Here is a 13,450-nt window from a genome sequence, read left to right as displayed (position 1 = left end):
CCTTGAAGCCGCTCACGTCTCGATACGGTTCCGCCCGTTCGCCTTGGCGCGGTACAGCCGTGCATCCGCGGTCTTCAGCAGCTCTTCCACCGAGGCACCGTCCGTCGATGACACGGAGATGCCCGCGCTGAACGTGATGTGGAAGGACTCGCCCGCGTCTCCTTCGAACGTCATCCCCGCGAGCTCCGCCGCCGTGCGCGAGAGAATCTCCTTCGCGCTCGCCGCCGTCTCTCCCAGCAGCGCCACCACGAACTCCTCTCCACCCCACCGTCCCCGCACGTCCTCGCGACGGAACCTCGCCCCGAGCAGCCGACCCAGCCGCGTCAGCACCCGGTCTCCCGCCAGGTGCCCGTACTTGTCGTTCACCTGCTTGAAGTGGTCCACGTCCAGGAAGCACAGCGCCAGCGGCTTGCTCTGCCGCTGCGCCTCCGCCAGCCGCGCCCTCACCCCGTCGATGAACGGCCTCCTCAACAGCAGCCCCGTCAGCGCGTCCCGCTCCGCGCGCTCCTTCGACAGCCGCGCCCGCTCCAGCCTCGCCTGCACGCGCGCCCTCAACTCCTCGCGCAGCACCGGCTTCGACAGGTAGTCGTCCGCCCCCGCCTGGAACGCCGCCAGCCGGAACTCCAGCCCCACGTGCGCCGTAATCAACAACACCGGCAGCTCCTGCCACTCCGGCGTCGACCGCAGAATCCGGCACAAATCGAACCCGCTCGGCCCCGGCATCTGCACGTCCAGCAACAGCAAATCCGGCCGGTGCTCCGCCAGCGCCTCCATCAGCCCGTGCGCGTCCCCCAGCCCCACCACCTCGATGTGGTCGCTCGCCAGCGCGTGCGTCAGCGCCGTAATCGCTTCCGGGTCGTCGTCCACCACCAGCACCCGCGCGCGCTCCGGACGCCGCGCCGCCACCATCCGCTCCGCTGCCGCCGTGAAGTCCTGTGACGTGAAGGGCCTCGGCAGGAACAACGACGCCCCCGCGTGCGCCGCCGCCACCCGGTCCTCCAGCGCCCCTCCCGCCCCCGTGAAGGCCAGCGGCAACATCCCCAGCCCCTCCTCCGCTCGCAGCGCGTGCGCCACCGTGATTCCACCCAGCGGGCCGTCCAGGTGCATGTGCACCAGCACTCCGTCCACCCACTGCCGCCGAGCCACCGCGAGCGCCTCGTCCGCCGTGCGCGCCGTCAGCACCCGCACCACGTGCGCCTTCCCCAGCCGCTCCGCCTCCGCCAGCACCGCCGCGTCCCTGTCCACCACCAGCAGCACGCCCTCCGTGGGCAGCAGCGGCCCCGGCGCCTTCGCCACGGGCGCCGGCTTCACCGACACCGCCGCCTTCGCCGCCAGCTCGCGGAAGGCCTCCTCCATCGCTCCCACGTCCAGCCCCCCTCCCTCGCGCGCCGGCTTCAGCACCAGCTCCAGCCGGCCCGCCGCGCTGCTCACCTCCGCGTAGCCGTAGCTGCCCGCCGTGCCGTGCAACTTGTGGACAACCGTGTACGCCTCGTCCAGCGCCTCCGTCTCACCCGCGCGCACGCGGCCCAGCAGCGCCTCCAGCCCGGACACCTTCTCCCGCAGCCTCGCGCCGTACTCCGCGTTCAGCGCGGCGAGGCTCGCGGCCAGGTCGTCCCCGGCCACCGCGTCCGCCTCTTCCAGCGCCTCGGGCGGCGGGGGCGGCGGCGTGACGGGCGCGAAGAGCTGCGCCACCCAGACGAGCAGCTCCTCCGGCCGGTACGGCTTGTGGATGATGCGCGCCACCCGCAGCTGCCGCGTGAGCAGCTCGTGGCTCTTCAGGTCCTTCCAGAAGGCCGACGCGAAGAGGATGGGCAGGTCCGGCTGCGTCTTGCGCAGCTCGCGGATGAAGTCCGCGCCCGTCATCCCCGGCAGCAGGCCGTCCACTATCGCCGCGTCCACCGGCACGCGCGCGAGCACGGCCATGGCCTCGGCGGCGGTGCGCGCGGGCTCCACGCGGTAGCCCTTCTCCCGCAGGAAGGTGCACACCAGCGACTGCAAATCCTTGTCGTCCTCGAGGAACAGGAGCGTCTGAGTGCTGCTCATATGAAACCCTTCAGACCTTTCTCGCCGCCGCCGTCACGGCATCTCGCCGCGACAGCAGGCCGTTGAGGAGCTCGCGCACGGAGGACACCAGCTCGTCCTCCGAGGAGCGCGCCTTCGTGAGGTGCCGGGTGATTCCCAGCGTCAGTTGCCGCTGGTCCGTACGGGACAGCTCGCGGCCGGTAAACACAATCAGCGGCGTGGTGCGCCCCTTGCCCTGGCGCAGGATGTCCACCACCTCGAAGCCGTCCAGCCTCGGCAGGCCCACGTCCAGGACGATGAGGTCCGGCGTCGTCTCGCGCGCGAGCTCCACCGCGCTCTCGCCGTCCGCCGCCTCGAAGACCTGCACGCCGCCCAGCCGCTCCAACTGCGCGCACAACACGCGCCTCGTGGCGGCGTCGTCGTCCACCACCAGCACACGCGCCTGTCCGGGCTGCCGCATGGCGTAGCGCAGCGTCTTGAGCAGCCGCGTCTCCTCCAGCGGCTTCGCCATCCAGTCCACCCACATCGGCATGCCCACGCCCTCGCCCTCGGACGAGCGCCCGGACAACACCAGCACCGGCAGCTCCCGCGTGCGCGGCTGCTCGCGCAGCCCCCGCACCCACTCCAGCGCCTGCCCGTCCGGCATCTGCGTGTCCACCACCAGCGCGTCCGGCAGCGACTCGTCCAGCGCCTTCGCCGCCTCCGCGAGGTTGGCGGCACGCACCACGCGGTAGCCCTCCGCCGCCAAGAGCCCGCGCAGCAGCGTGGACAGCTCCGTGTCCGCCGTCGTCACCAGCACGTTGTGGCGGGACTCGTCGCGCGGCACCGACGCGGGCGCCGCGTGCGTCTCGGGCCTCATCGCGTCCAGCGCGAAGGTGAAGGTGGAGCCCTTCCCCTCCTCGCTCTCCACTTCGATGCGGCCGCCGTGCTGGTCCACAATCGCCTGCGAAATCGCCAGCCCCAGCCCCGTGCCTCCCTTGGAGCGCGTGTCCGAGCCGTCCAGTTGCTGGAAGCGCCCGAAGAGCCGGCTGCGCTGCTCGGGCGGAATCCCCGGCCCCTGGTCCACCACGCTGAAGCGCACCCGGCCGCCCTCCACGTCCCACGCGCGCACCACCACCGGCGAGCCCCGAGGAGAGAACTTCACCGCGTTGGACACCAGGTTGGTCAGCACCTGGATGAGCCTGTCCCGGTCTCCGCGCACGCGCGGCGCGCCTTCCACCTCCGAGCGCAGGGTCACCCCGGCCGTGTCCGCCATGCCCTGGACACCGGCGAGCGTCGCCTCCACCAACTCCGCGCACTCCAGCGGCGCCAGCTTCAGCTCCAGCTTGCCGGCCTCCATCTTCTCCAGGTCGAGGATGTCGTTGATGAGCCGGATGAGGCGCTCGGTGTTGGTGCGGGCGATGCGCACCATGTCCAGCGCCTGCGGGGGCAGCTCGCCCATGATGCCGCCCTCCAGGAGGCCCAGCGAGCCGCGGATGGAGGTGAGCGGCGTGCGCAATTCATGGCTCACGGTGGAGATGAACTCGTTCTTCATCCGCTCCACCGCCTTGCGCTCGGTGATGTCGCGCACGAAGACGGTGAAGCGCGGCGGCCCGTCTCCGGGCACGCGGGCCAGCGTCAGCTCCGCGGGGAACATTCCCCCGTCCGCGCGCAGGCACTGTGACTCCAGCCGGGTGGAGCGACCCGCGGGCGCGTCCATCGCGGCGGCAACGCGCTCCCGCTCTCCGGCCGGCAGCGACGCGGGCAGCGCCAGCGTCAGGAAGTCCCGGCCCACGCCCTGCCCGGGCTCCAGCCGCAGGGTGCGCTCCGCGGACGGGTTCACCTCCAGCAGGCGCCCCTCCCCATCCACCAGGAGGATGCCGTCCGCCGACGCCTCCAGAATCGCCGCCTTGCGCGCCTCGCTCGCGCTCAGCTCGCCGTTGGCCGTGGACAGCGCGGCGGTGCGCTCCTCCACCCGGCGCTCCAGCCCCTCGTTGAACGCGGCCAGCTCCGTGGTGGCGCGCGACAGCCGCACCAGCACCACCACCACGTACGCGCCCAGGGCCAGCGACACCAGGAAGAAGGCCACGCGCGAGCGCTCGTTGCGCCCCTGCGCCCGCTCGTAGAGCTGGAGGTAGGTGGTGATGAGCCGCTCCGCCTGCACGCTCGCGGTGCGCTCCAGCAGCGCCTGCAGGGCCGCGTTCGCCTCGCGCCGCTCGCCTCGCGAGTCCGCATCCCGGCTGCGGACCAGCAGCACTTCCGCATCCCCGAGCGCGCGCTGGTACGCGTCCAGCGACGCGGTGAGCGTCTGGCGGTCCTCGTCCGTCAGGAAGGAGGGAAACTCGCGCAGCGCCTCCGCACGGGCCCGCAGCGCGGCGAAGTCCGACTTGCCCGAGCCGTGCACCTCCGGCAGCCCCTGGCGCGCGCGCAGCACGTCCAGTTCCAGCTCGGCGCTGGCCACGCGCAGCTGCCGCAGGGCGGTGCGGTAGCGGTCGTTCTGCGACACCTCCCACGGGCGGCCGACGACGAACAGGCCACACAGGAGCACCAACGCGCCCGCCGCCAGCATCACCGACCGCTTCGACAGGCGCGAACCCATCTTCATGCCGGCACCAGCTTGCGAATCTCCGACGGCAGCGTCATCGGGTCGAACGGCTTGCCGATGACGCCCAGCGCGCCCAGCTCCAGGTAGCGCGCCACCTCCTGCTTCTGGATTTTCGCCGTCATGAAGATGATGGGCGTGTGCGCGGTGGCCTCCTGGGCGCGCAGCCTGCCGAACGTCGTGGGCCCGTCCATACCGGGCATCATCACGTCCAGCAGGATGAGGTCCGGCTTCTCCGCGGCGGCCTTCTCCAGCGCCTCCGCGCCGGACGCGGCCAGCACCGTCTGCCAGCCGCCGACGCGGCTCAGGCTCAGGTTGCCAATGGTGCGGATGTCATCCTCGTCGTCGACGAGCATCACCTTGCGTAGCGTGGTCATGGATTCGGGCCTCGGTCCGGGGTGCGGGTCGGGGTACGGCTGCGGCGGTTTTCCGGATTCATTTCGCCTCCGGCGGACACTCGGGCAGGTCGAACCAGAAGGTGGTGCCGGCGCCCGGGGCGGAGGTGAAGTCCAGCGCGCCGCCCATCCGCTCGGTCAACGCACGGGCGATGCTCAGCCCCAGGCCCGTGCCACCGCGCCTGCGGGTGTCCGAGCCGTCCGCCTGGGCGAACTTCTGGAAGATGCGGGCGCGGAAGTCCTCGGGCACGCCGGGCCCCCGGTCCTCCACGCTGACGCGCAGCCGGCCCGCGTGGCGGGACAGGCGCAGGGTGACGGGCTCGCCTCGCGGGGAGAACTTGATGGCGTTGGACAGGAGGTTGGCCAGCACCTGCTCCAGCCGGTCCGCGTCCACCCGGGCCCGGGCGCCGGACGCATCCAGCTCCAGCTCCACCCGCACGCCGTACTCGCCCGCATAGCCCTGGTGCGCCTGCGCCGCATGGAGGAGCAGCGGCGCCAGGTCCGCCACCTCCAGGTAGAGGTCCAGCTTGCCGGCCTCCACCTTGTCCAGATCCAGGATGTCGTTGATGAGGCGGATGAGCCGCTCACTGTTCTTGTGGGCGATGTCCACCATCTCCGCCACCGGCCCGGGCAGCGGTCCGGCCACGCCGCCCGTCAGCAGGCCCAGCGAGCCACGGATGGAGGTGAGCGGCGTGCGCAGCTCATGGCTCACCGTGGAGATGAACTCCGTCTTCAGCCGCTGCTGTTCGCGCAAGGCCTCGTGGGCCAGGCGCACGGTGATGGCGTCCAGCTCCAGCTCCACCCACGCCGCCAGGTCCGCGAGCGCGGCGCGCTCCGCGTCGGAGAACTCGCGCGGCGTCGAGTCGATGAGGCAGAGGGTGCCCACGCGGCTGCCGTCCGGGGCGCGCACCGGGTGGCCCGCGTAGAAGCGGACGAAGGGCTCGCCGATGACGAACGGATTGTCGTGGAAGCGCACGTCACGCACGGCATCCGGCACCACGAAGGTGCTCGAGCCGAGGATGGCGTGGCCGCAGAAGGAGTGCTCGCGCGGCGTCTCGGAGCCGTCCAGGCCGACGCGGGCCTTGAACCACTGCCGGCCCTCGTCCACCAGCGACACCAGGGCCATGGGCACGCGGAACAGCTTCGCCGCGGTGCGGACGATGCGGTCGAAGCGTTCCTCCGACGGCGTGTCCAGTACGCAGAGGCCACGCAGGGCCTGGAGGCGGTGGGCCTCGTCCGGGGGTAGGGAGGGGGGAATCATGGGAGGGCGCCGCAGTGCTAGCGCACATGCCCGCGAATGGGGAGAGGGCGACCAGCGGCGGCCCGCTCCGAGGGGTGTCGGGCGAGCAGGCAGGGTGTTGTCGTCAACGAATGCGACGCCGGGCGTCATGGCCCATCGACGGAAATCAAGCCGAGTCCCGTCCTCGCCAGACGCCTCCGCGCCGCCTCCGACTTCAGCGCACCCTCCGACGCCAAGGCACGGGGCGCCAGCGCATCAATGCACCTGCGAGCCGCCCGCGTACTGCCCTCCTCGCCGGGGCCAGGGCGCCACGCCGCTGCGCCACGTCCCGTTCTGCTCCAGCACCGCCACCAGGCGCTCGGACAGCGCCCCCGCCATCTCCAGCACCGGGCCGCACAACGCGTCCTCCCACAACGCGTCCCACTCGGCCTCGCGCGTGCGCAGACCCCCGGGCGTGAGCACGGTGATGCGGCCCCGGGAGCCGGACGGCGGAGGCGGCCTCGGGCCCTTCAGCGGCTCCACCCCTTCCGCCAGCGGCTTGCATACCCGCAGCCACCGCCGCACCTCGGCCACCATGAAGGGCGCCGGCTCCGTGTACATCCGGAAGTCTCCGCTCGCGGGCAGCATCCGCGCGGTGCCGTCCCAGTAGGCGGACAGTATCTCCGGGCCGCCCTGCCTCGCGTGCTCGATGACCAGCCCCAGGACGCGCGTGGCGACGGCCGGGCCGGGCTGCTCGTCCAGTTGCCGCAGGTAGTTCCAGAACTGGAAGCAGGAGCGCGCGTCCTCTCCTTCGTCGTCCAGCAACCGGTACAGCTCCTCGATGGCGGGCCGCCGCTGTCCCTGGGCGACCTGGGCCGCCACCTTCGCGAGGCGCGTCCACAACGGCCTCGCTTGCGTGCCGGACGCCTCCTCCTGAAGGACGAAGCGGGCCACGCCTTCCAGCGACTCATCCGCGAATATCAACTCGCGCAGCGGCGCGTAGAGGTCCTGCGCGGCGACCGGCCCCGCCTGCGCACCGTCCGCGAGTTGCTTCGAGGGCTTGCGCTTCAACCAATCCATCCACCCCATGGTCCCTCCGGCTTGGAGCCGCGGGCAGGCTACGCCAGAAACGCCTCCGGGAACGCCCTCCTTCGCACCGTCCGGCTCTTCTCGGAAGAGGCTCGACGTCAGGCCCGACGCGCAGTCCGGGCAGGTCCGGCGCCATCAGGCCGTCGGCTGTTTCCTGAAGGCGCGGTGCCTGACCGGGCCCGGCTCCGTCTCGACGTCGTCCCGGACGCGCACACCGGGAGAGCGCCGCAGTACCAGCCCACATGCCCGCGAATGGGGAGAGGGGTGGAGGTGCTGTCCCGGAGCCGCCTCCTCACGAAGGCTTCGCCATCAGGTTGCAATTGACACTCCGCACGGACCGACTTCACCATCCGGCGCATATGAAGACCCAGCCAGCGCGACTCGTGAGCATCCTGCTCGCCTGCCTCTCCATCTCCCTGACGGCGTGCGGGGACGACGGCTCCCGCGAGCCCGACGGCGGCTCGAACCCAGACGTGCAGGATGCCTCCACGCGCGATGCCGGCACCGATGCGGGGACTCAACCTGATACCGATGCCGGTCTGGACGCGGGGGCCGACGCGGGCCAGGACGCAGGGACCGACCCTGGCACCGATGCTGGCCAGGACGCAGGGAGTGACGCTGGCACCGATGCGGGGACGGACGCGGGGACCGACCCCGGCACCGATGCGGGCACGGACGCGGGGACCGACCCCGGCACCGATGCGGGCACGGACGCGGGGACGGATGCGGGCACTGGCGCCTGTGGCAACGGCCACGTCGAGGCGCCCGAGGCATGCGACGACCGCAACCTCTCCTCCAACGACGGCTGCAGCGGCACATGCACCGTGGAGCCCGGCTACAACTGCCCGCAGTCCGGTGGGCGCTGCCGTGCGGCGGCGTGCAACGACGGCATCATCGCCGGTGACGAGGAGTGCGAGGACGGCAACACCGCCGCGAACGACGGATGCAGCGCGCAGTGCCGCCTGGAGGAGGGCTACAAGTGCCCCGACCTCGGCCAGCGCTGCCAGGCCACCGTCTGCGGCGACGGCGTCGTGGAGGGCACCGAGCAGTGCGATGACGGCCCCGTCAAGGTCCACGACATGGGAGATGGCTGCTCTCCCCAGTGCAAGAAGGAGCCGGAATGCACCGACGGCACCTGCACGGCCGTGTGCGGCGACGGGGTGATGCTGCCCAACAGCACGGCCGAGGAGTGCGACGACGGCAACACCCGCGCCAACGACGGCTGCTCGCCGACGTGCCGCCTGGAGGACGGCTTTGCCTGCACCGTCATCACGGAGGACCCGCCGACGAAGGTCACCCTCCCCACTGTCTACCGCGACTTCCGCGGCCATGACCTGGAGGCGACGAGCAGCCTGCCGCGCGGCCACATCGACTTCCAGAACGCGAGCGTCGCCGAGACGGGCATCGTCGCGACGACGCTCGGGGCCGACGGCAAGCCCGTGTACGCGAAGGAGGGCGTGAGCTCCGGCTCCACCCACGGCAAGGAGAGCTTCGACCAGTGGTACCGGGACGTGGCCAACGTCAACAAGCCCGTCGTCGGGACGCTGGAACTGAACCGCCAGGCCAACGGCTCGTACCTGTTCGACAACCCGACCTTCTTCCCGCTCGACGACAAGGGCTGGGTGGCGTCCGGCGACGAAATCACCCGCGACGGCAACCACAACTTCAGCTTCACCAGCGAGGCCCGCTACTGGTTCGAGTACAAGGGCACCGAGGTGCTCACCTTCCGCGGCGACGACGACGTGTGGGTGTTCATCAACGGGAAGCGGGCGCTGGACCTGGGCGGCGTGCACCCCGCGCAGGACGGCACCATCACCATGTCCCAGAAGGCCTCCGAGCTGGGCCTGCGCGTGGGCGGCATCTACGAAGTCGTCGTGTTCCAGGCCGAGCGCCACACCTCCGGCTCCTCGTACAAGCTCACCCTCAACAACTTCGAGACCCGCCGCACCGTGTGCATCAACACCTGTGGCGACGGCATCGTCGACACCTCGAAGGGCGAGGAGTGCGACGACGGCGTGAATGACGGCGGCTACGGCCAGTGCGCCCACGGCTGCGTGTGGGGCCCGCGCTGCGGCGACGGCATCCGCCAGGAAGAGGGCGGCGAGGAGTGCGATGACGGCAACACCACCAGCCGCGACGGCTGCAGCTCGGTCTGCAAGCTCGAGATTGGCTGAGCGTCACGACGCCCGCCAGGCTCCCCTCCCGCGGGAGTGGAGCCGCGGGCGGCCCCTACCCCGTCGCGCGGCGCTTGCGGACGGGGCGCGCGGCGACCGCGGCACTGGGACGGGGCATCACGGTGACGACGGCGTTCACCACCCGGGACACCGCGCGGAGCTGAGCGGGCTCCAAATCCCGGAGCTTGCGCGTCATGCGGCGCAGCTCCAGCGGGTCCTCTTGAGACGACCTGCGGGGCGCCAGCGGCACCGGGGCGCCGGTGCGGCCCACGCCCAGCAGCGTGTCCGCGGAGACCTGCAGCACGTCGCAGAGGCGCCGGAGCGTCTGCGCACGGGGCAGCATCTTCCCGCGCTCCATGCGGCTGTAGACCTCCATGGCCATGCCCATGCGCTCGGCCACGTCACCCTGGGTGAGGCCCAGGCGCGTGCGGGCCTCGCGAGCGGCCGCTCCCAGGAGGACCGCGAGCTTATGGTCGACAGGCTCACGCATGGCAGACGAGCGTCGCACGGGCTTCCGGCCACGCAAGTTTCCCGCCCGGCTTCAAGGTAGCGACGACCGGCGCAGCAGGCCGAGCGCGCCGTGGACCACCTGGGACACGGCGCGGAGTTGCTCGGCGTCCAGCGCTCGCAGCGCGCGCACCATCCGGCGCAGGCGGGGCGGGTCCTCTCCAGAGGCAGTGGTGACGGGGGCCTCCTCTACCGGGGCATCCACCCGCGCCTCGACCTCCAGGCCCAGGAGCGTGTCCGCGCCGATGCGCAGCACCTGGCACAGCCTGCGCAGCGTGGTGACGCTGGGCAGCACCTTGCCGCGCTCCATGCGGCTGTAGACCTCCATGGCGATGCCCACGCGCTCGGCCACGTCCGCCTGGGTCAGCCCGAGCCTCACCCGCGCGGCCCGCGCGGCGGCCCCCACGGTGATGGCCAGTTCCTCGTTCATCGTCCTCGCGCCTCTCCCTGATGGGAACCGTCACGTCCCATGTCCGGAACCCTACCGTCCAAGGCAGGAGACTACCCGAAGAGGCGGCCCGCGTGCTATGGACCTCAGAGGTTGAATCTCCATGCCACGTACGATGCCATCCGCCCCCACTTTCAGACGCATGCTGGACCTCCAACATCCTCCCGCTGACGCCCCGCGTGCGGGGAGAGGAACGCTTCCGGACCACCCTTCCCGGGGACGCCCGCGCACCGGGCTCGGGAGGCACGCGCCATGAACTCCACCCAGGACGTGCACCCGCTGCTGTTGCGCAGCTCGGAGGAGATCGGCGCCTTCCGCATCATCCGGAGGCTGGCCACCGGCGGCTATGGCGCCATCTTCCTCGCCGAGTCGGAGACCCACCGACCCGTGGCGCTCAAGTTCGCGCTGCAGGGGCCCTCACTGGACGACGAGGCCCGCGTGGACGCCCGCACGAAGAAGGAAGCCAACGTCCTCATGCGCCTGGAGCACCCCAACGTGGTGGAGCTGCTGGGCTACCGGCGCTGGCCGGATGCGCACGACGGCTACATGGTGCTCATCCTGGACTACGTGGAGGGCCCCACGCTGTCCGAGTGGTCCCGGCGCTCGAGCCCCACGGCCCGGCGCGTGACGGAGGTGTTCTCGCAGGTGGCGCTCACGCTCGACGCCATCCACCGCGAGGGCGTGCTCCACCGCGACATCAAGGGCAGCAACATCCTCATCCGCGCGTCGGACGGGCAGCCGGTGCTGGTGGACTTCGGCTCGGGAGACCACGCGTGCTCGGCCGCGATTACCGAGAGCAGCCTGCCGCCCGGCACGCCCAGCTACCGCAGCCCGGAGGCGCTGCGCTTCTGGACGGGGCCGCGCGAGTCTGGCTCGCGCTACCGCTTCGAGCCCACGGATGACCTCTACTCGCTGGGGCTCGTGCTCTATGAGGTGCTCACCGGCGGCTTCCCCTACCCGGCCAACCTGCCACCCACCGCGCTGCTGGCCAGCATCGAGTCCTCGGAGCCGAAGCCTCCTTCGGTGGTCAACCCGCGTGCTCCCCCGGCGCTGGACCCCATCGCCCTGCGACTGCTGCACAAGCGCGCCGAGGGCCGCTACCTCACGGGCGCGGAGCTGTACGGCGCGCTGAGCGCGGCGCTGGAGACGGCGGATGCGTCGTGGGACGAGCCCCTCTTCCCGCCGCGCCCGCTCCAGGACGCCATCACCGAGGAGGCCGAGGAGCTCTTCGACGGCGACGAGGACGCGCGCGAGCTCCGCCGCTGGATGCGCGCTCCGGAGCGGCACGGTGGGGACTGGGACACGGACACGCCGCCACCGTCCCGGCGACGCACGCCTCGCACGGAGCCTGGGGACGTGGAGGCCGTGAAGCCGTCGCTGTGGCAGGTGTGGCTGCGGAAGCGGCTGAGCAGCTTGCGACGGGGACTGGCCGCGCTGCGGTCGCGGCGCCGACGCTGAGCGCACCGGTGTGAAGTTCACGGAAGTGCCGTAGCCCCTTCCTCCTCATCAAACCCTCCAGGTCAACTCCACTTCACCCAACGTAGGAGGTTCCCTGCGGGCCTGCATTCGTGCTACCTCACGAGTCGAGCATTCCCAACCCGACTTCAGAGGTCCAAAGGCAGGAGATGAGAACGCCCGACACGACGACGGAGGAGGTTCCCGGAGTTCCTCGCCGGCCACGGGTGCTGTTCACCGTGGGCGGCACGGCATTCGAGTTCGTCCGCAAGCTGGAGGTGCGCTCCACCGGCGAGCTGCTGATGCTCGCGCGGAGACGCTACCGGGGAGGACTCGGAGGCCCGGTGGTGGTGAAGCGGCTGAGCAACCCGGCGAGTTTCGTGGAGCGCCGCCGCCTGGTGGAGGAGGTCGAGCTGACCTTCCGGCTCAACCACCCGGGCATCGCCAAGGTGCACCACCTCAAGCTGTACCGAGGCGCCCCGCATGTGGTCATGGAGTATGTGGAGGGCCGCTCGCTCGACACGGTGCTGAACCTGGCGGCCATGCGGCGCAGTCCCATGTCCCCCGCCTTCGCCGCATACGTCGTGGCCGAGGTGGCCGAGGCCCTGCACCACGCGCACTGCCTGACGGATGACCTGAACCGGCCGCTCCACATCGTCCACCGCGACGTGAGCCCACGGAACATCCGGGTCGGCATCCACGGCGAGGTGAAGCTGACGAACTTCACCGCCGCGGCGTCCTCCCTGACGGGCCGCGAGGTGACGAGCCGCCCGCTGGTGAAGGGCGACATCACCTATGCCTCTCCGGAGGCCCTGAAGAGGACGGCGGTGGACGCGCGCTCGGACCTGTTCTCGCTGGGGCTGGTGCTGCTGGAGTTGCTCACGAGCCGGCACCCGCTGATGGTGGAGGACACCGTGCCGGTGCCCACGGAGGCGAAGCCCCTGGAGGCCCAGGGCCCCACCTGGATGCCGGTGAACGAGGTGGCCGCGCGAATGGTGCGCCTGGGCTCCGAGCAGGTGGCCCGGCTGGCGACGAGCATCCCCGAGGACCTGCGCGCCCTCGCCATCCGTGCCCTGCGCCAGGACCCCTCCGAGCGCTTCCAGTCGGGCGCGGAGATGGCGACGGCGCTGCGCGCCTGGGTGCGTGCACATGCACCGGGCTACGGGCGGCACGAGGCAGCGGAGGAGCTCGCCCGGGCGGCGGTGGAGGCCACGGGCCGGCGCAATCAGGCGGAGCTGCTCGAAGGCGGCCTCCATCCGGACGAGCTCACGGCCGACGAAGCCGCCATCGCACTGGAACCCGCGTCCCCGTCAGGCAGCGCGCCGGAGGAGACCGGTGACCCAGGCGCGGCACAGCCGCCCGTTGCAGCGCGGACGCCGGAAGCCCCGGGGCATCCCGCCCGGGATGAAGCGGCCGCACGGCCTCCCGAGGTCGGGCCGCTCAGCGACGCCCAGACCTCGGCCACTCCGGTGCAGCCCGCTGGCGAAGCCCCGGACTCTCCACAGCGCCGGGACACGAACGAGCCTCCGTCGGACCCCGAGGATTCGGAGTCCTGAACAA

10 protein-coding genes are annotated in these 13,450 nt (G+C 71.6%); 3 read left to right on the top strand and 7 right to left on the bottom strand.

Going from position 1 to position 13,450, the window contains the following annotated elements; all coding sequences use genetic code 11:
- Nucleotides 1-12: 12 nt before the first annotated feature.
- The 5 genes from OV427_RS21860 to OV427_RS21840 all read right to left on the bottom strand — a co-directional run bounded on the left by OV427_RS21860 (nucleotide 13) and on the right by OV427_RS21840 (nucleotide 7,297).
- The gene (locus OV427_RS21860) at nucleotides 13-2,043 is read right to left on the bottom strand and encodes a response regulator (RefSeq protein ID WP_267858083.1); all 2,031 of its coding nucleotides are present in this window, start codon (nucleotides 2,041-2,043) and stop codon (nucleotides 13-15) included.
- 10 nt (nucleotides 2,044-2,053) lie between these two features.
- Nucleotides 2,054-4,606: an ATP-binding protein gene (locus OV427_RS21855; RefSeq protein ID WP_267858082.1), complete on the bottom strand. Its 2,553-nt coding sequence runs from the start codon at nucleotides 4,604-4,606 to the stop codon at nucleotides 2,054-2,056.
- Nucleotides 4,603-4,980 carry a response regulator gene (locus tag OV427_RS21850; protein ID WP_267858081.1) on the bottom strand — a complete coding sequence of 126 codons (378 nt, stop codon included), beginning with the start codon at nucleotides 4,978-4,980 and terminating at the stop codon, nucleotides 4,603-4,605. Before OV427_RS21850 ends, OV427_RS21855 begins: the two co-directional genes overlap by 4 nt.
- Before the next feature lie 58 nt (nucleotides 4,981-5,038).
- Complete coding sequence (locus OV427_RS21845; protein ID WP_267858080.1) at nucleotides 5,039-6,259, bottom strand: GAF domain-containing sensor histidine kinase; 1,221 nt, start codon at nucleotides 6,257-6,259, stop codon at nucleotides 5,039-5,041.
- Nucleotides 6,260-6,493: 234 nt separating this feature from the next.
- Nucleotides 6,494-7,297, bottom strand: a complete 804-nt coding sequence (locus tag OV427_RS21840; protein WP_267858079.1) for a hypothetical protein — start codon at nucleotides 7,295-7,297, stop codon at nucleotides 6,494-6,496.
- A gap of 368 nt (nucleotides 7,298-7,665) precedes the next feature.
- On the opposite strand from OV427_RS21840, the gene OV427_RS21835 reads away from it, so the two are divergent.
- Complete coding sequence (locus OV427_RS21835; protein WP_267858078.1) at nucleotides 7,666-9,480, top strand: DUF4215 domain-containing protein; 1,815 nt, start codon at nucleotides 7,666-7,668, stop codon at nucleotides 9,478-9,480.
- 55 nt (nucleotides 9,481-9,535) lie between these two features.
- Here the strand turns inward: OV427_RS21835 and OV427_RS21830 are convergent, their stop codons facing one another.
- Both OV427_RS21830 and OV427_RS21825 read right to left on the bottom strand, forming a co-directional pair.
- Nucleotides 9,536-9,970 carry a helix-turn-helix domain-containing protein gene (locus OV427_RS21830; protein ID WP_267858077.1) on the bottom strand — a complete coding sequence of 145 codons (435 nt, stop codon included), beginning with the start codon at nucleotides 9,968-9,970 and terminating at the stop codon, nucleotides 9,536-9,538.
- Nucleotides 9,971-10,021: 51 nt separating this feature from the next.
- A complete protein-coding gene (locus OV427_RS21825) occupies nucleotides 10,022-10,417 on the bottom strand; it encodes a helix-turn-helix domain-containing protein (protein ID WP_267858076.1) in 396 nt (131 codons plus the stop codon).
- A 270-nt stretch (nucleotides 10,418-10,687) separates the two neighbouring features.
- Between OV427_RS21825 and OV427_RS21820 the strand changes: the two genes are divergently transcribed.
- Both OV427_RS21820 and OV427_RS21815 read left to right on the top strand, forming a co-directional pair.
- Nucleotides 10,688-11,893: a serine/threonine-protein kinase gene (locus tag OV427_RS21820; protein ID WP_267858075.1), complete on the top strand. Its 1,206-nt coding sequence runs from the start codon at nucleotides 10,688-10,690 to the stop codon at nucleotides 11,891-11,893.
- A 167-nt stretch (nucleotides 11,894-12,060) separates the two neighbouring features.
- Nucleotides 12,061-13,446, top strand: coding sequence for a serine/threonine protein kinase (locus OV427_RS21815; RefSeq protein WP_267858074.1), 1,386 nt, complete (start codon nucleotides 12,061-12,063; stop codon nucleotides 13,444-13,446).
- Nucleotides 13,447-13,450: the final 4 nt, after the last annotated feature.

Origin of the sequence: Pyxidicoccus sp. MSG2 (genome assembly GCF_026626705.1) — a bacterium.
Taxonomy (GTDB): Bacteria; Myxococcota; Myxococcia; order Myxococcales; family Myxococcaceae; genus Myxococcus.
This window is presented reverse-complemented; position numbering and strand designations above follow the sequence as displayed.

Coding starts and splice junctions, on each gene's coding strand:
- OV427_RS21860 (WP_267858083.1), bottom strand. CDS start 2,043: ATGAGCAGCACTCAGACGCTCCTGTTCCTCGAGGACGACAAGGATTTG.
- OV427_RS21855 (WP_267858082.1), bottom strand. CDS start 4,606: ATGAAGATGGGTTCGCGCCTGTCGAAGCGGTCGGTGATGCTGGCGGCG.
- OV427_RS21850 (WP_267858081.1), bottom strand. CDS start 4,980: ATGACCACGCTACGCAAGGTGATGCTCGTCGACGACGAGGATGACATC.
- OV427_RS21845 (WP_267858080.1), bottom strand. CDS start 6,259: ATGATTCCCCCCTCCCTACCCCCGGACGAGGCCCACCGCCTCCAGGCC.
- OV427_RS21840 (WP_267858079.1), bottom strand. CDS start 7,297: ATGGATTGGTTGAAGCGCAAGCCCTCGAAGCAACTCGCGGACGGTGCG.
- OV427_RS21835 (WP_267858078.1), top strand. CDS start 7,666: ATGAAGACCCAGCCAGCGCGACTCGTGAGCATCCTGCTCGCCTGCCTC.
- OV427_RS21830 (WP_267858077.1), bottom strand. CDS start 9,970: ATGCGTGAGCCTGTCGACCATAAGCTCGCGGTCCTCCTGGGAGCGGCC.
- OV427_RS21825 (WP_267858076.1), bottom strand. CDS start 10,417: ATGAACGAGGAACTGGCCATCACCGTGGGGGCCGCCGCGCGGGCCGCG.
- OV427_RS21820 (WP_267858075.1), top strand. CDS start 10,688: ATGAACTCCACCCAGGACGTGCACCCGCTGCTGTTGCGCAGCTCGGAG.
- OV427_RS21815 (WP_267858074.1), top strand. CDS start 12,061: ATGAGAACGCCCGACACGACGACGGAGGAGGTTCCCGGAGTTCCTCGC.